The sequence below is a fragment of the Streptomyces pactum genome (assembly GCF_002005225.1).
Classification (GTDB): Bacteria; Actinomycetota; Actinomycetes; order Streptomycetales; family Streptomycetaceae; genus Streptomyces; species Streptomyces pactum_A.
Map to the genome: position 1 here is coordinate 6680782 of NZ_CP019724.1, position 16269 is coordinate 6697050.

Here is a 16269-nt window from a genome sequence, read left to right on the forward strand (position 1 = left end):
ACGCGGCGGGCTGACTAGGCTGGACGGACCAAGAACCGATACGCACGTCAGCAAGGAGCATCGCCGTGGCGGTACGAGCGGTCCGGGGCGCCGTCCAACTGGAACGGGACGAGGCCGGGCACATGGACGAGCAGGTCGCGGCCCTGCTGACCGCCGTCCTGGAGCGCAACGGCCTGACCGGTGACGACCTGATCAGCATCTGGTTCACGGCCACCCCCGACCTGCACAGCGACTTCCCGGCCGCCGCGGCCCGCAAGCTCGGCATCACCGACGTCCCGCTGATCTGCGCCCAGGAGCTGGACATCGAGGGCGCCATGCCCCGCGTCGTCCGGGTCCTCGCCCACATCGAGTCCGACCGGCCCCGTGCCGAGATCGCCCACGTCTACCTCGGCGCCGCCGCGGCCCTGCGCAAGGACATCGCCCAGTGAGAACCGCACTCGTCATCGGCACCGGCCTCATCGGCACCTCCGCCGCCCTCGCCCTGACCCGGCGGGGCGTCACCGTCCACCTGGCCGACCGCGACCCCGAGCAGGCCCGTACGGCCGCCGCGCTCGGCGCCGGCACGGACGAGGCACCGGACGGGCCGGTCGACCTCGCCGTCGTCGCCGCCCCTCCCGCCCTGGTGGCCGGCGTGCTCGCCGACGCCATGGAGCGCGGCGCCGCCCGCGGGTACATCGACGTGGCCAGCGTCAAGGGCGGCCCCCGGCGCGAGCTGGAGGCGCGGGGGCTGGACCTGACGGCGTACATCGGCACGCACCCCATGTCCGGCCGCGAGAAGTCCGGACCGCTGGCCGCCACCGGTGACCTCTTCGAGGGCCGCCCCTGGGTGCTGACCCCGACCCGGGACACCGACACCGAGGTGCTGAACCTCGCCCTGGAGCTGGTCTCGCACTGCAGCGCGGTGCCGGTGGTGATGGACGCGGACGCCCACGACCGTGCCGTGGCGCTCGTCTCCCACATGCCCCACCTGGTCTCCAGCATGGTCGCGGCCCGGCTCGAGCACGCCGAGGAGGCCGCCGTACGGCTGTGCGGGCAGGGCATCCGCGACGTGACCCGGATCGCCGCCTCCGACCCCCGGATGTGGATCGACATCCTCGCCGCCAACCCCGGACCGGTCGCCGACCTGCTCACCGACGTCGCCGCCGACCTGGAGGAGACGGTGCGGGCCCTGCGCGCCCTGCAGTCCTCCGACGAGGACAAGCGCCGCGAGGGCGGCACCGGCATCGCCGAGGTGCTGCGGCGCGGCAACGCCGGGCAGGTACGGGTCCCGGGCAAGCACGGCAGCGCACCGAGGGCCTACGAGACCGTGGCGGTCCTCATCGACGACCAGCCCGGCCAACTGGCCCGCATCTTCGCGGACGCGGGACGGGCCGGGGTCAACATCGAGGACGTACGGATCGAGCACGCGACCGGGCAGCAGGCCGGTCTGACGCAGCTCATGGTCGAGCCCCAGGCCGCTCCGGTGCTGACGGCGGCCCTCAGGGAAAGGGGCTGGGCGATCAGGCAGTGACGACCGGGTCCCGGGCGGCTGTCGGAGGGGTCCCGCGGAGCCAGTAACCTTGTGCGGGACGCGTTCGCGTCCCGCACCCCACCCACCGCACCGCACCAGGAAGGTGTCCCCTCGTGGAAAACGGCGCCGCCCCGACCGCCCCGGCCGTGATTGTCGCCATCGACGGCCCCTCCGGCACGGGCAAGTCGAGCACGTCGAAGGCCGTCGCCGCACAGCTCGGCCTGAGCTACCTGGACACCGGCGCCCAGTACCGGGCGATCACGTGGTGGATGGTCAACAACGGCATCGACACCGGCGACCCGCACGCCGTCGCCGCCGCGGCCGGCAAGCCCGAGATCCTCTCCGGCACCGACCCGGCGGGCCCCGCCATCACGGTCGACGGCGTGGACGTGGCCGGCCCGATCCGCACCCAGGAGGTCACCTCCAAGGTCAGCGCGGTCAGCGCCGTCCCCGAGGTGCGGACCCGGATCACCGAGCTGCAGCGCACGATCGCCGCCGCCGCGCCGCACGGCATCGTGGTCGAGGGCCGGGACATCGGGACGACCGTGCTGCCGGACGCCGACCTCAAGATCTTCCTCACCGCCTCGGCGGAGGCACGCGCCGCCCGCCGCAGCGGTGAGCTCAAGGGTGCCGACGTCAACGTCACCCGCGAGGCCCTGATCAAGCGGGACGCGGCCGACTCCAGCCGCAAGGCGTCGCCGCTGGCCAAGGCGGACGACGCGGTCGAGGTGGACACCACCGACCTCACCCTCGCGCAGGTCATCGAGTGCGTCGTCACCCTCGTCGAGGAGAAGCGGGCGGGGAAGTGACCGCACCCTCCACCCCGCCCGTTCCCTCCGAGAGGGGCGCCGAGATCGGGCGGCGCATCGGCGTCGGCCTGATGTACGGGTTCTGGAAGCCGCGCGTGCTGGGCGCCTGGCGGGTGCCGGCGGCCGGCCCGGTCATCTACGCCGTCAACCACTCGCACAACATCGACGGTCCGATGGTCATGGGCGTGGCACCCCGGCCGACGCACTTCCTGATCAAGAAGGAGGCGTTCATCGGTCCGCTGGACCCCTTCCTGCTCGGCATCGGCCAGGTGAAGGTGGACCGCTCGACCGCCGACCGCACCGCCATCACCCAGGCGCTGGGCGTCCTGGACAACGGCGGCGTGCTCGGCATCTTCCCGGAGGGCACCCGGGGCGAGGGCGACTTCGCCGCGCTGCGCGCCGGGCTCGCGTACTTCGCGGTCCGCAGCGGCGCGCCGATCGTCCCGGTCGCGGTGCTGGGAAGCACCGACCGGCCCGGGCGGTTGATAAAGGCGCTGCCTCCGCTGCGCTCGCGCGTCGACGTGGTCTTCGGCGACCCCTTCGACGCGAGCGACGGCAGCGGACGGCGGACCCGCAAGGCGCTGGACGAGGCGACCGAACGCATCCAGAAGCAGCTCACCGCGCACCTGGAAAACGCCAGGCGCCTCACCGGGCGCTAGGCGACACTGAGTAGTGGCCCGCCCGGCGAAGCAGGGTGCGCCACGATCACCACGATGAACGAGGTACGGACTTCATGAACGACCACACCCACTCCGAGGGCTCGGGCGAGGAGCACGACCACGGGGCGCTTGGCGACGCCGAATTCGAGGCGTTCATGGAGCTCGCCGCGGAAGAGGGCTTCGACGCCGAGGAGGTCGAGGGCGCGCTCGAGGAGGCCGGGCACGGCCCGCTGCCCGTCCTCGCCGTCGTCGGCCGTCCCAACGTCGGCAAGTCGACCCTGGTGAACCGGATCATCGGCCGCCGCGAGGCCGTCGTCGAGGACAAGCCCGGCGTCACCCGCGACCGCGTCACCTACGAGGCCGAATGGGCCGGCCGCCGCTTCAAGGTCGTCGACACCGGCGGCTGGGAGCAGGACGTCCTCGGCATCGACGCCTCCGTGGCCGCGCAGGCCGAGTACGCCATCGAGGCCGCCGACGCGGTCGTCTTCGTCGTGGACGCCAAGGTCGGCGCCACCGACACCGACGAGGCGGTCGTACGGCTGCTGCGCAAGGCCGGCAAGCCCGTCGTGCTGTGCGCCAACAAGGTGGACGGCCAGAGCGGCGAGGCCGACGCCTCCTACCTGTGGTCGCTGGGCCTGGGGGAGCCGCACCCGGTCTCCGCGCTGCACGGCCGCGGCACCGGCGACATGCTGGACCGCGTCCTGGAGGCCCTGCCCGAGGCCCCGGCCCAGACCTTCGGCACCGCCGTCGGCGGCCCGCGCCGCATCGCCCTGATCGGCCGCCCCAACGTCGGCAAGTCCTCGCTGCTGAACAAGGTGGCGGGCGAGGAGCGCGTCGTCGTCAACGAGCTGGCCGGCACCACCCGCGACCCGGTCGACGAGCTGATCGAGCTGGGCGGCGTGACCTGGAAGTTCGTCGACACGGCGGGCATCCGCAAGCGGGTCCACCTCCAGCAGGGCGCCGACTACTACGCCTCGCTGCGCACCGCCGCCGCCGTCGAGAAGGCGGAGGTCGCCGTCATCCTCATCGACGCCTCCGAGTCGATCTCGGTCCAGGACCAGCGGATCGTCACCATGGCCGTCGAGGCCGGACGCGCGATCGTCGTCGCCTACAACAAGTGGGACACCCTCGACGAGGAGCGCCGCTACTACCTGGAGCGGGAGATCGAGACCGAGCTCGGCCAGGTGGCGTGGGCGCCGCGGGTCAACGTCTCCGCGCAGACCGGCCGGCACATGGAGAAGCTGGTCCCGGCGATCGAGACGGCCCTGGCCGGCTGGGAGACCCGTGTCCCGACGGGCCGGCTGAACGCCTTCCTCGGCGAGCTGGTCGCCGCCCACCCGCACCCGGTCCGGGGCGGCAAGCAGCCGCGCATCCTGTTCGGCACGCAGGCGGGCACCAAGCCCCCGCGGTTCGTGCTCTTCGCCTCCGGCTTCATCGAGGCGGGCTACCGGCGCTTCATCGAGCGCCGGCTGCGCGAGGAGTTCAGCTTCGAGGGGACGCCGATCCACATCTCGGTGCGGGTGCGCGAGAAGCGCGGCGCGAAGAAGAAGTAGGAGCACCGGCGCAGACGACGAGAGAGGGCGACCCCGGCCGGGGTCGCCCTCTCTCGTCGTCTCGGTGGTTGTCAGGCGCCTCTGCGCGGAGCCGGTGGCAGGGCGGCCGGGACGTGGTGCGTGCCGACGCGCTGCCACACCGACTGCTGGCCGACGCGGGCGCTGTGGGCCCCCGAGCTGTAGGCGCTGTACGCGCCCCTGCTGCGCGGGATGCTCCGGAAGGACGTGAATCCCAGCTCCTCCTCGCCGCTGCGATCGCCCGGCAACGATCGGAAGGACCTGACGTACTCGGCGTAGAGCGCGTCGTAGATCGGCGTGGCCGAGGGGCCGCCCTGGCGGTGGAAGGCGTCGTATGCGTACACGTATGTCCAAACGACCTTGCGCTGGAAGAGATGCGGCCCAGGCCGTGGCCGTCCGGCAGTCGCACGGACGGCGGTGCTCAGGTTCCCGCCAGCGGCAGTGCCGCCGCGACCAGTTGTCCGTTCGCCGCCGCCTTGTCCAGCGCGTCCCGCAGCAGGTCCTCGCGCGGCTGCCGTCCGATCGAGCCGACGGGTGCCGCGAACATCAGCACCTGCTGGTGCTTGTTGACCGCCGTGCGCCAGCCCTCGGTGACCTGGAGGGGCTGGTGCGCCTGCCACCACGCCACCGGCCGGCCGCCGTTCGTCCCCGGCTGGAGCACCGCGTGGAGCTGGCCCATCGCGAGCAGCACCGACCAGCCGTGCAGCACGGCCGGCGTGGTGGACAGCTTGGTGACGGGCATGAAGCCCTGTTCGATGAGCAGCGGCAGGAAGTCGTCGCCGACGCCGGACGTGCCGGGCCGCGCGATGGGGCCGGTCGGCTCCACCACGAGGGCCGGGTGCAGCTCCCCGGCGATCAGGATCAGCCCGCTGGTGACGCCGAGCACGGCCTGCTCGGGCGCGACCTTCTCCGGCGCGGCCTGCTCGGGCCCGGGGCGGGCGGTGTCGGCGTTGATGGACTTCACGGCGCCCTGGAGCTGCTCCTCGGTGACCTTGACGACCTGCGAGGGCAGACAGCCGGCGTGGGCGAAGGCGAGGACGGCGGTCTCGTCCCCGATGAAGAGAACGGTGCTGGTGCGCTCCTGCTCGCAGTCGCCCGGGGTGCGGCAGGACGTGCAGTCGTAGCTGCCCGGGGCGGACTCCCCGGCGAGCAGGCGGTCGGCTTCTTCGTCGCCGATCTCGGCGCGTACGTCGTCGCTGACGTCGAGCATGCGCGGCACGGGGGGCTCCCTCGGGATGCGGTGCGTGGCCGGACCGGGGGCTCCCGGGCCGTGGTCCGGGCGGGTCCCCGGCTCATGCACAGACAACGGGCGATCTGTGGCGGGAGTCACGCCCCATGGCCAACGGAATCGAACCATCCGGCGCGCACGGTCATCTGTCGGCCGGAATCGCTCACTCACCGTCAACTGGTTTGAAGCGCAAGGGTGTTGAACCGGTGAGGTGGGTCACAGATCGTCATGCCGGTTGGTCGACAAATCAGGAAATCAGCGAATGAAGTGGGTGTCCGGAAATCGCTGATACCCAAGGTAACGGAGGACTGGCCTGGAGTGACGGGCCGTTGGTTGATCCGGCCGGACGGGCTCCATAGATTCCTCCGCCGTGTGCAACGAGCACCGCTCGGGTACGTCCGCCGAACGCACCACCGGCCCCACCACGGCCACCGGCGGACGGGGCGGAGCGCGACGACCGCGTGCTGTGCGCGGCGAGCGTGCCCCGCCTTGGGGGACCCCGGGTCCGTGGAGAGGGAAACGCATGTCCGAATGTGCCGATACCACCACTCGCGGCAACGTTCTCAGGAATCGTACGACGGCGGTCCTCGCCGGGGCGGCACTGCTCGCGCCCCTCGGACTGCTGGCCGCGACCGGCGGTGCCGCAGCGGCGGACCGCGGAGTGTGGGACCGCATCGCCCAGTGCGAGAGCGGCGGCGACTGGCACATCAACACCGGCAACGGCTACTACGGCGGACTCCAGTTCGCCGCCGCCACCTGGCGCGCGTACGGCGGCACCGCCTACGCGCCGACCGCCGACAAGGCGACGAAGTCCCAGCAGATCGCCGTGGCGACCAAGGTCCAACGCGCCCAGGGCTGGGGAGCCTGGCCGACCTGCTCCTCCCGGGCCGGGGCCCGGGGCGGCGCACCGGCCGCCGCCAACCCGCCCCGGACGGCCCCGCCCCGGACGGCCCCGTCCGAGCGCGCCGAGCCCTCGAAGCCCGCCGCCGAGCCGTCGAGGGCGCCGGCCCGGCAGAGTGCCCACACCGACCGCGGCGCCTCCCGCGGCGACTACACCGTCCGTCGGGGGGACACCCTGAGCGGCATCGCCGACCGGCACGGCACCACCTGGCAGCGCCTGTACGCCGCCAACGAGGCCGTCATCGGCGCCGACCCCGACGTGATCCTGCCCGGCCGGCGTCTCGAACTCTGAGCCACCGGTCCGCCGCGCGTCACCGCACCCTGGGCCCACCGCGGCAGGCCGTCCGCCCCGCCTTCCGGCCGTGACCACATCGCAATCGGACACGAGCAACCAGAAGGCGGGGTTCCGGGTCTAACCGGACGACGAGAAGCCCAGGGAGGAACCGCACCGCATGACGCCGCCGGCCCCACCGGCCGCCCCGCTGCGCGCCGACTGCATCGGCGACTCCGCCGGCGGCCTGACCTTCGACGTCGCCGCGCACGAGGACACCCGGGCGGCCCTGCTCATACTGCGCCGCCGCGACGCCGAGGCCGCCGGCGACACGGTCAGCCTGCCGCTGGCCCCGGCCTCCGCGGGCCGGCTGCGCGCCGCGCTGCCCAGCAGCGTGGCCCTGCCCGAGGGCCGCTGGGACGCCTACGCGCGCCTGTCCGACGGCGAGCCGCGGCGCCTGGTGCCCGGCGTCACCGACCTGCGTTCCCTCGCCGACCGCACCCCCGGCGGACTGCTCGGCCACGTCGCCGTCCGCATCCCGTACGCCACCCGGCAGGGCAACCTCACCGTCCGGAGCTGGCTGCGCGCCCCGCACGCGGAGACGGGGGAGCTCGGCCTCGCGGACGGCGGACTGACGGTGCGTGGACGGGTGTACGGCACCCAGCTCACCCCCGGCGCCCACGTCGAGCTGCGGGCCGGATCCGGCGCCCCGGAGGGTGACGTACGCCGGCTGGAGGTCGCGACCGACCGGGCGGAGTTCGGGTTCACCGTGCCCTACGACACCCTGGCGCCGGGCGAGTGGGACCTGTGGCTGCGGCCCGCCGGTGAGCCCGGGCCGGTCGTGCGCCTCGCGCGGCTGCTGGACGACGTCGCCGACAAGCACCCCCTGTTCATCTATCCACGCGCGCGGGTGCGGACGCCGTACGGCCCCGTGGAGGCCGGCCCGTACTACACCCGGGACAACGACCTGTCACTCTCGGTCACCCCGCTGGAGCGGTGACGGCCCGGGGAGAGGACGACCGCGGGAGGAACGGTCGCGAGGAGAGCGACCGCGGGAGGAACGCCCGCGCGCACGACGACCCCGGACGGGGCGCCCGCGCGCACGACGACCGCGGAGAGGGACGGTCGCGCGCACGACGACCGCGGAAGGGGCGCCCGCGCGCACGACGACCGCGGAGAGGGACGGTCGCGCGCACGACGACCGCGGAAGGGGCGCCCGCGCGCACGACGACCGCGGAGAGGGACGGTCGCGCGCACGACGACCGCGTGCGGGACGACCAGCGGCGGACGACCGCGTGCGGGACGACCACCGGCGAACGACCACCGGCGGACGACCGCGTGCGGGACGACCACCGGCGAACGACCACCTCCAGGACGACCACCGGCGAACGACCGCGGACAGAACCTGTCCGCGACCGCTGGCAGACTCGGCGCCATGCTCGAGACCTCGGCACGACTCCTGCGCCTGCTCTCCCTGCTCCAGGCCCACCGCGAGTGGTCCGGCACCGACCTGGCCGACCACCTCGGCGTCTCCCCGCGCACCGTACGCCGGGACGTGGACCGGCTGCGCGAGCTGGGCTATCCGGTCAACGCCAGCCCCGGCACCGGCGGCGGCTACCAGCTCGGCGCGGGTGCCGAGTTGCCGCCGCTGCTGCTGGACGACGACGAGGCGGTCGCCGTCGCCGTCGGGCTGCGCACCGCCGCCGGACAGGGCGTCGAGGGCATCGGCGAGACCTCCGTCCGTGCCCTCGCCAAGCTGGAGCAGGTGCTGCCGAACCGGCTGCGGCGCCGCGTGGGCGCCCTCAACGCCTTCACCGTGCCGATGCTGAGCGGCCCCGGGCCCTCCGCCGTCGACCCGAACGTCCTGACCGAGCTGGCCAACCTGTGCCGGGACGGCGAGCGGCTGCGCTTCGGGTACCGGGGCCACGACGGCACCGAGAGCCGCCGCAGCGTCGAGCCCTACCGGCTGGTGTGCTCGGAGCGCCGCTGGTACCTGGTCGCCTTCGACCTCGACCGCGCGGACTGGCGCACCTTCCGGGTGGACCGCGTCACCCCGAAGCCGCCGCACGGCCCCCGCTTCGTCCCGCGCGAGCCGCCTGCCGAGGACCTGGCCGCCTATGTCTCCGAGGGCGTCTCCACGCGCGCGTACGCCACCCACGCGGTCGTCCGGCTGCTGGTGTCCCGGGAGGAGGCCGCCGAGCGGATCTCGCCCACCGCGGGGGTCCTGGAGGAGGAGGGCCCGGACACCTGCCTCCTGCGCACGGGCGCCGGGGGCCTCGACGTGATGGTGGTGCACCTGATGATGCTCGGCTTCGACTTCGAGGTGCTGGAGCCGGCCGGGCTGACGGAGGCGATCCGGACCGGACGGGACCGGCTGACCCGCGCCCTGTGCCGGTCCGAGCGGCCCGGGGCCGACGACGGAAACCTGTGAGCGGGCGATGTGTTTCCTGTGCTGATGTCCGGTCTCCGCAAGTCATCCGCAAGTCATCCGCAAGTCCGTTCGCAGCCGTTCGAACGCGAAATGCAGGGGAGCTCCGGGGCCGCTTCGAAGGCCTTTTCCGTCCGTCTATTCGATGAGGCGACGCGACACGCGGCAATTCACCCGGCGTGCCCGCGCAAGGCGCACAAAACCGTCCGTCCGTGTGACGGAGTTCGACCAAAACAGGGACCGTGATCCTGTGACAGAAATGTGACCGTAGGTGTGTCTGTGGTCCGTGTTACCGGCCTGGGCTTCCCCGGTCGTGGAGCAGGGCTTAGCGTGGCGGCATGGCACCGATTCCGACACCCCCGGCCGAACCACAGGACAGTCCGGACGCCTACGTCGGCCTCGAATCCGGCGCGGCCGAACGGCTCGCGCGAGAGCGTGGCTGGTCGACGGTGCGGTCACTGGCACCGGGGGCGGTCATCACCATGGAGTACCGCGTGGGCCGCCTCAACTTCGAGGTGAAGGACGGCCGCGTGGCGCGGTCCTGGAAGGGCTGACGCGCGGGGGAGGGGCTGTGCGTACCGGCCCTCGCGCCGTGGTGCGGACGGTCGGTCAGCCGCCCGACACGGGGCGCGCGGCCGGGGCCGCGCCGCGCGGATGGCGGTCGGCGTGCGGCGGCCGGCGGCTGCCGGCCGGGGTCACCGGCGTACGGTCCGAGCGGGCCGTGTGCGGGCCCGGGGCCAGGTACGCCGGGGCCCGGGTGCGGGGCGCGGCGACCGGCTCGCGGGCCGGGGGCTCGGCCCGGCCGGAGGCGGGCGGCGTGAGGACCGCGGGCGGGCCGACCGGCCGCCGCGTCGCCGCCGTACGGCCCAGGCGGGCGAACCAGCGGTCGCGCCGGCCGAGGATCCAGGCCTCGGACCGGGTGATCAGCGGCTCGAACCAGGGCAGTGCCAGCAGGATCAGCAGCCCCGCGGCCCAGCCGAGGAGCACGTCGCTGAGCCAGTGCGTACCGAGGTAGACGGTGGACATGCCCACCCCGAGTGACGTGACCGCCGACAGGGCCGACAGCCAGCGCCGCGCCCTCGGCGTCGAGGCCAGATAGGCCAGGATGCCCCAGGTCACGACGGCGTTCGCGGTGTGACCGCTCGGAAATATATCGCCGCCGAGCCACATCTCGTTCGCGCCGATCGTGGTCGCGTAGTGCGGCCCGAGCCGGCCCATACCGATCTTGGCGGCGCCCACCGTGACGTTCAGCAGGAGCAGGGAGACGCCCAGCGCGAGCAGGGGCCGCAGCGTGTGCTGCCGCCAGGAGCGCCAGCCGAGCCACGCCGCGACCATCACCGCGGTGGGGCCGCGCTGGCCGAGCACCACGTAGTAGTCGACGAACGCGTGGATCTCCGGCCACTGCTGGTAGGGCCGGAAGAACATGACCTGCCAGTCGAGCCGGACCAGCCACGAGGTGATGAGTACGGCCCACACGATCGCGATATAGAACGCGAGGGTCCCGGCGAACAGCGCAATCCTGTGCCGGCTCATCTCCGGCACATCGAGGTGGGCCGGTCGTTCCGGCTCCCGGTCCAGTCTCGCGAACACCCGGTCCAGACGGGTGAGGTTCCGTTCGGTACGCACCCAATCGACGTTACAGCGAGTGAGGAGTGATCCCGGACGAATCAACGGCTTTGTGATGACGATGTGATGTGGGATTCCTCTCAGGCGGTGGTTTGTTTTCGAGGAATCCGTAATCAGGCCGCACTGCGGACTTCAATTCCTTTGATCGGTCCGGTCGGCGGTTTTATCGTGCTTATGAATTCGTTCACCGAATGCTGGTGCGGAATTCTCCCGGCGGCCATCGGGCCGGCCCGGGCCGGTCAGGGCGGGCCGGAGCCGTTCAGCCAGAACGCCCCGTACACCGCCGACGCCACCGCGACACCCCCCACGACCAGCGCCGACCTGGAGGCGCGCGGTCGGGCCAGGGCGACGGCGAGGGGCAGCAGCAGCGGGAAGGCGGGCATCAGCAGCCGGGGCTTCGAGCCGAAGTAGCTCGACGCGCACAGGGAGAGGACGGTGACGGTCCCCGCGTACACCAGCAACGCGAGCGGCTGGCGCTGCCGTACGCACACGACGTACAGCCAGACCAGCAGGGCGACCCCGGCGATCAGGCCGACGCCCGCCAGGGCCGACGGGAACGACGTGAACTTCGCGGCGACGAAGCGGGCGAAGGCGACGCCGCCGTCGAAGCCGTTGCGCCAGCCGGCCTGGACGTCGAGATAGCCGAGCGGGCCGTTGCCCGTGCGGTGTCCGACCCACAGCACGTAACCGGCGGCGCCCAGGGGCGCGAGGAGCATGCCGAGTGCGCGCCGCGCGCCGTCCCCCGGGGCGCGCTCCGGGCCGCGGGCGCCGTCCGGGCCGACGGTGCACCGGCTTCGCACGAATGCCACGACCGCGGCCGCCCACACCGCCGCCGCCACCGCCAGCCCGACCGGGCGGGTCAGCCCGGCCAGTGCGGCCAGCGCCCCCGCCGTCACCCAGCGCCCGGTCAGCACCGCGTAGAGCGACCAGGCGGCCAGTGCCGTGAACAGGGACTCGCTGTACGCCATCGACTGCACGATCCCGACCGGCAGCACGGCCCACAGGAGTACGGCGCACACGCCCGCCCGGCGGCCGTACACGTGCTCCGCCACCGCGAAGACCCCCCAGGCCGCGGCGAGCGAGGCGAGCACGGCGACGAGGAAACCCGCGTCGGCGTACGACAACGGCGTCACCGCCGCGCCGATCCGCTCCAGCCAGGGCAGCAGGGGGAAGAAGGCCAGGTCGGAGTGCACGTCGCCGTTCGGGAGGCGCACCTCGTAGCCGTAGCCGAGCTCGGCGACCCTGGTGTACCAGAGGGAGTCCCAGCGGGCGGTCAGCAGCGTGTACGCGCTTTTGTCGCGCGCGGCGCTCCACAGGGCCAGGGTGAGCAGGCCCAGGGCGCGCACTGCCGCGTACCCGACGAGCGCCGGGGCGGCCCGGCGCAGGGCACCGGGGCGGCCCGCCGTGCGCGTTCCAAGATCGGTCACGGGCTCGATTATCCGCCGGGCGTGGTGGCGGCCCGCCGGCCGGGGCGGGTGGGGCCGCGGCCGCAGTGGCGCATGCCACACAGGTGACGCGGGATGTGTGAGGCCCGCCACGTGTGCGGAGCCCTCTCTCGCGTACTCTGGCGAGTCACTCGCGTTCCGTTGCACGGCCCGGAGCCCCCGCTCCTCTCCGGCCGAGCCGCAGGGGAGTCCCCACCCCGCGTGGCCCGCCGGACGCGAGGGAACATCTTGGAGGTACGTACATGTCCGGGACGACCACGGCTGCCGCCGCGCTGCGCCGTCGGGCGGCCGGGGCCGGTGCCAACCGCTGGGTGGTTCTGGTCGTCCTCTGCGTCAGCCTGCTGCTCGTCGCCGTCGACGCGACCGTGCTGCACGTGGCGGTCCCCGCCGTCACCGAGGACCTCAGGCCCGGCGCGATCGAACTGCTCTGGATCGTCGACGTCTATCCGCTCGTCTGCGCCTCGCTGCTGATCCTGTTCGGCACGCTGGGTGACCGGGTGGGCCGCAGACGGGTCCTGCTGCTCGGCTACGCGCTCTTCGGCGTCGCCTCCGCGCTGGCCGCCCTCGCCGACAGCGCCCACGTCCTGATCATGGCTCGCGCGCTGCTCGGCGTCGGTGGCGCGATGATCATGCCGGCGACCCTGTCGATCCTGCGCCAGGTCTTCCCCGACCGGCGGGAGCGGGCGCTGGCCATCGGCGTCTGGAGCGCCGTGGCCGCGGTCGGCGCGGCGGTCGGCCCGCTGCTCGGCGGTTTCCTGCTGGAGCACTACTGGTGGGGTTCGGTCTTCCTCGTCAACATCCCGCTGATGCTGGTCAGCCTTCCGGTGGGGCGGCTGCTGCTGCCCGAGTCGAAGGGCGACGGCCGCGGGCCCTGGGACGTCGTCGGCGCGCTGATGGCGGCGGTCGGCCTGTTCGGCGTCGTCCTGGGTGTGAAGCGGCTGGGTGGCGGGGAGCCGGCGGCGAGCGTGTTCACCGTGCTGCCGCTGGTGGTGGGCGCGGCCCTGCTGGTCGCCTTCGTGCGACGGCAGCGGCGGCGTACGCATCCGCTGGTGGACCTGGAGATGTTCCGGCGGCCGGCGTTCAGTACCTCGGTGGGGTGCATCGTGCTGGCGATGCTGGCGCTGGTGGGCCTGGAGCTGATCGCGGCGCAGTACCTGCAACTGGTGCTCGGGCTGTCCCCGCTCCAGACCGGGCTGCGGCTGCTGCCGCTTACCTTCGCGGCCATGGCGGCGGGGCTGGCGGGCGCGCGGATGCTGCGGCGGTTCGGGCCGCGCCGGATGGTGTGCGCCGGGTTCTGCCTGACGGCCGTGGCGGTGCTGCTGCTGACGGCGATGGGCCGGGCCGACGACTGGGCCCTGATGCTGTCCGGGTTCGTGCTGCTCGGCTTCGGGCTGGAGACCACGCTCTTCGGGGCGTACGAGTCGATGCTGAGCGAGGCGCCGCAGGAGCAGGCCGGCGGGGCGGCGGCGATCGGGGAGACGTCGTACCAGTTGGGTGCCGGGATCGGCATCGCGCTGCTGGGCACCGTGATGAACGCGGCGTACGCGCCCGGGCTGACGGGGGGCGTGCCCGGGGTGCCGGCCCCGGCGTCGGTGGCGGCGGGGCATTCGCTGGGGGAGGCGTACGAGGTTGCCGCGCAGCTCGGGGGGCCCGCGGGGGTCGCGTTGCGGCGGGCGGCCGCCGACGCGTTCGTGCACGGGCTGCATGTGACGCTTGTGGTGAGTGCGGGGTTGTTGTTGCTGGGGGCGGTGATGGCGTCGCGGTTGCCGCGGGTCATGCAGTGCGAGGCGGTCTCCGTCCCGGCGCCGCGGGACCCGGTGGACTCCCGCGTGTCGGTGTGAACGGTCCGGTCTCCCGTCCGCGCACCGGCCGGCTGTTCACCCCCGGTCGGCGGTGAACGGGGGCGCGTGGGCGGGAGAGCATGGTGGACGTGCGGGGCGCCGCATCGTAACGTCGGCGTGCAACCGTAACTAGCGGCGCTAGTTTTCACGTCCTCCCGGAGGGTGTTCCCATGGCCTCGTCCCTCAAGTCGCCCGCGTTCGACCCCGCCGACCCCCTCGGCATCGACGACCTCCTGGAACCGGAGGACCTGGCGATCCGGGACACCGTGCGGGACTGGGCCGCCGACCGCGTGCTGCCGCACATCGCGGACTGGTACGAGAAGGGCGAGCTGCCCGGCATCCGGGAACTGGCCCGGGAGCTCGGCGGCATCGGCGCGCTCGGCATGTCGCTCAAGGGCCACGGCTGCGCCGGCGCGACCGCGGTGCAGTACGGGCTCGCCTGCCTGGAGCTGGAGGCGGCCGACTCCGGCATCCGGTCGCTCGTCTCCGTGCAGGGCTCCCTCGCCATGTACGCCATCCACCGCTTCGGCAGCGAGGAGCAGAAGCAGGCCTGGCTGCCGCGGATGGCCGCCGGCGAGGTCATCGGCTGCTTCGGGCTGACCGAGCCCGACCACGGCTCGGACCCCGCGAACATGCGCACCCACGCCAAGCGCGAGGGCGGCGGGGACTGGGTGCTCAACGGGCGCAAGATGTGGATCACCAACGGGTCGGTGGCCGGTGTCGCCGTCGTCTGGGCGCGGACCGAGGACGGAATCCGCGGCTTCGTCGTGCCCACCGACAGCCCCGGCTTCTCCGCGCCCGAGATCAGGCACAAGTGGTCCCTGCGGGCCAGCGTCACCAGCGAGCTGGTCCTCGACGACGTAAGGCTGCCCGCCGACGCCGTGCTGCCGGAGGCGACCGGCCTGCGCGGACCGCTCAGTTGTCTCTCGCACGCTCGCTACGGCATCGTCTGGGGCGCGATGGGCGCGGCCCGCAGCTCCTTCGAGGCGGCCGTGGAGTACGCGAAGACGCGGGAGCAGTTCGGGCGGCCCATCGGAGGGTTCCAGCTCACCCAGGCCAAGCTCGCCGACATGGCGGTCGAACTGCACAAGGGGATTCTGCTCGCCCACCACCTGGGGCGGCGCATGGACGCCGGCCGCCTGCGTCCCGAGCAGGTCAGCTTCGGCAAGCTCAACAACGTACGCGAGGCCATCGACATCTGCCGTACGGCCCGCACGATTCTCGGGGCCAACGGGATCTCCCTCGAGTACCCCGTGATGCGGCACGCGACGAACCTGGAATCGGTGCTCACCTACGAGGGCACCGTCGAGATGCACCAGTTGGTGCTGGGCAAGGCGCTCACCGGACTCGACGCCTTCCGGTAGGAGACCGGCGGGGGCGGACCCGGTGGGGGCCCGGCGGGGTGGACCCGGCGGGGCGGGGGAGCGGGGCCGTGGTGTGCGGCCCCGCCTCAGCTCTGGTTGAAGAAACCGTCGGAACGGTGCGCGGCGGGCTCGCCGCTGATGACCTGGGTGTCGGCCGGGCTGAGCAGGAACACCCGGGTGGACACCCGCTCGATCGAACCGCGCAGGCCGAAGATCAGCCCGGCCGCGAAGTCGACCACGCGCTTGGCGTCGGTGCCCTCCATGGCCGTCAGGTTCACGATGACCGGGACCCCGTCCCGGAACAGCTCACCGATGGCCCGTGCGTCCCGGAAGCTGTCCGGGGTGACCGTCGCGATGCGGCGGCCCTTCTCCTCGGCCACGTCCGAGGCCACCTTCACCCGCGGGTCCGTGACCCAGGCGTCCCCGGACTCGGTGCCCTCGGTGTAGTCGTCGTCGTAGTAACGCTCGTCATCGTTGTCGTCGACGAGGCCGAGCCACGCACTCGCCTTGCGTACCGATCCCATGGACGCCTCCTCTCACAGCGGTCTTTCGTGCTTCCGCATCCCTATGGTCATCCATGATGCGGACGTCGCGCCAAGTGGATAGACGCCGCCCGG

General features: G+C 73.1%; 16 protein-coding genes. 11 read left to right on the top strand and 5 right to left on the bottom strand.

Going from position 1 to position 16269, the window contains the following annotated elements:
* Positions 1–65: 65 nt before the first annotated feature.
* From aroH to der, 5 genes are all read left to right on the top strand, one after another.
* The gene (gene aroH, locus B1H29_RS28690; RefSeq protein ID WP_055416177.1) at positions 66–428 is read left to right on the top strand and encodes a chorismate mutase; all 363 of its coding nucleotides are present in this window, start codon (positions 66–68) and stop codon (positions 426–428) included.
* Positions 425–1510 carry a prephenate dehydrogenase gene (locus B1H29_RS28695; RefSeq protein WP_055416176.1) on the top strand — a complete coding sequence of 362 codons (1086 nt, stop codon included), beginning with the start codon at positions 425–427 and terminating at the stop codon, positions 1508–1510. Before aroH ends, B1H29_RS28695 begins: the two co-directional genes overlap by 4 nt.
* Before the next feature lie 113 nt (positions 1511–1623).
* Entirely contained in the window at positions 1624–2319 is a 696-nt protein-coding gene (gene cmk / locus B1H29_RS28700; protein ID WP_055416175.1) for a (d)CMP kinase, read from the top strand.
* The gene (locus B1H29_RS28705; protein WP_079160519.1) at positions 2316–2978 is read left to right on the top strand and encodes a lysophospholipid acyltransferase family protein; all 663 of its coding nucleotides are present in this window, start codon (positions 2316–2318) and stop codon (positions 2976–2978) included. Before cmk ends, B1H29_RS28705 begins: the two co-directional genes overlap by 4 nt.
* A 74-nt stretch (positions 2979–3052) precedes the next feature.
* Positions 3053–4531, top strand: a complete 1479-nt coding sequence (der, locus tag B1H29_RS28710) for a ribosome biogenesis GTPase Der (RefSeq protein ID WP_055416174.1) — start codon at positions 3053–3055, stop codon at positions 4529–4531.
* A gap of 71 nt (positions 4532–4602) precedes the next feature.
* Here the strand turns inward: der and B1H29_RS28715 are convergent, their stop codons facing one another.
* Both B1H29_RS28715 and B1H29_RS28720 read right to left on the bottom strand, forming a co-directional pair.
* A complete protein-coding gene (locus B1H29_RS28715) occupies positions 4603–4893 on the bottom strand; it encodes a hypothetical protein (RefSeq protein ID WP_055416173.1) in 291 nt (96 codons plus the stop codon).
* A gap of 77 nt (positions 4894–4970) precedes the next feature.
* Positions 4971–5768 carry a hypothetical protein gene (locus B1H29_RS28720; RefSeq protein ID WP_055416172.1) on the bottom strand — a complete coding sequence of 266 codons (798 nt, stop codon included), beginning with the start codon at positions 5766–5768 and terminating at the stop codon, positions 4971–4973.
* 532 nt (positions 5769–6300) lie between these two features.
* On the opposite strand from B1H29_RS28720, the gene B1H29_RS28725 reads away from it, so the two are divergent.
* From B1H29_RS28725 to B1H29_RS28740, 4 genes are all read left to right on the top strand, one after another.
* Positions 6301–6969, top strand: a complete 669-nt coding sequence (locus tag B1H29_RS28725; protein ID WP_055416171.1) for a transglycosylase family protein — start codon at positions 6301–6303, stop codon at positions 6967–6969.
* Positions 6970–7129: 160 nt separating this feature from the next.
* Positions 7130–7948, top strand: coding sequence for a hypothetical protein (locus B1H29_RS28730; RefSeq protein WP_055416170.1), 819 nt, complete (start codon positions 7130–7132; stop codon positions 7946–7948).
* A gap of 435 nt (positions 7949–8383) precedes the next feature.
* On the top strand, positions 8384–9379 hold the full coding sequence (locus B1H29_RS28735) for a helix-turn-helix transcriptional regulator (RefSeq protein ID WP_055416169.1): 996 nt from the start codon (positions 8384–8386) through the stop codon (positions 9377–9379).
* 335 nt (positions 9380–9714) lie between these two features.
* Entirely contained in the window at positions 9715–9930 is a 216-nt protein-coding gene (locus B1H29_RS28740) for an I78 family peptidase inhibitor (protein WP_055416168.1), read from the top strand.
* Positions 9931–9985: 55 nt separating this feature from the next.
* Here the strand turns inward: B1H29_RS28740 and B1H29_RS28745 are convergent, their stop codons facing one another.
* Together B1H29_RS28745 and B1H29_RS28750 are read right to left on the bottom strand one after the other, a co-directional pair.
* Positions 9986–11002 (bottom strand): phosphatase PAP2 family protein, encoded by a 1017-nt coding sequence (locus B1H29_RS28745; protein WP_055416167.1) that lies wholly within the window; start codon positions 11000–11002, stop codon positions 9986–9988.
* Positions 11003–11241: 239 nt separating this feature from the next.
* The gene (locus B1H29_RS28750; RefSeq protein ID WP_055416166.1) at positions 11242–12429 is read right to left on the bottom strand and encodes a glycosyltransferase family 39 protein; all 1188 of its coding nucleotides are present in this window, start codon (positions 12427–12429) and stop codon (positions 11242–11244) included.
* 260 nt (positions 12430–12689) lie between these two features.
* Between B1H29_RS28750 and B1H29_RS28755 the strand changes: the two genes are divergently transcribed.
* Together B1H29_RS28755 and B1H29_RS28760 are read left to right on the top strand one after the other, a co-directional pair.
* Positions 12690–14288, top strand: a complete 1599-nt coding sequence (locus B1H29_RS28755) for an MFS transporter (protein ID WP_055416165.1) — start codon at positions 12690–12692, stop codon at positions 14286–14288.
* A gap of 170 nt (positions 14289–14458) precedes the next feature.
* Positions 14459–15652: an acyl-CoA dehydrogenase family protein gene (locus B1H29_RS28760; RefSeq protein ID WP_055416164.1), complete on the top strand. Its 1194-nt coding sequence runs from the start codon at positions 14459–14461 to the stop codon at positions 15650–15652.
* Positions 15653–15738: 86 nt separating this feature from the next.
* Here B1H29_RS28760 and B1H29_RS28765 read toward each other — a convergent pair whose 3' ends face one another.
* Positions 15739–16176: a cell division protein SepF gene (locus B1H29_RS28765; protein WP_055416163.1), complete on the bottom strand. Its 438-nt coding sequence runs from the start codon at positions 16174–16176 to the stop codon at positions 15739–15741.
* Positions 16177–16269: the final 93 nt, after the last annotated feature.

What these genes read in the sequence shown, in the direction of transcription:
- der (WP_055416174.1), top strand. Translation starts at nt 3,053, where the DNA reads ATGAACGACCACACCCACTCCGAGGGCTCGGGCGAGGAGCACGACCAC.
- B1H29_RS28725 (WP_055416171.1), top strand. Translation starts at nt 6,301, where the DNA reads ATGTCCGAATGTGCCGATACCACCACTCGCGGCAACGTTCTCAGGAAT.
- B1H29_RS28730 (WP_055416170.1), top strand. Translation starts at nt 7,130, where the DNA reads ATGACGCCGCCGGCCCCACCGGCCGCCCCGCTGCGCGCCGACTGCATC.
- B1H29_RS28735 (WP_055416169.1), top strand. Translation starts at nt 8,384, where the DNA reads ATGCTCGAGACCTCGGCACGACTCCTGCGCCTGCTCTCCCTGCTCCAG.
- B1H29_RS28740 (WP_055416168.1), top strand. Translation starts at nt 9,715, where the DNA reads ATGGCACCGATTCCGACACCCCCGGCCGAACCACAGGACAGTCCGGAC.
- B1H29_RS28755 (WP_055416165.1), top strand. Translation starts at nt 12,690, where the DNA reads ATGTCCGGGACGACCACGGCTGCCGCCGCGCTGCGCCGTCGGGCGGCC.
- B1H29_RS28760 (WP_055416164.1), top strand. Translation starts at nt 14,459, where the DNA reads ATGGCCTCGTCCCTCAAGTCGCCCGCGTTCGACCCCGCCGACCCCCTC.
- B1H29_RS28765 (WP_055416163.1), bottom strand. Translation starts at nt 16,176, where the DNA reads ATGGGATCGGTACGCAAGGCGAGTGCGTGGCTCGGCCTCGTCGACGAC.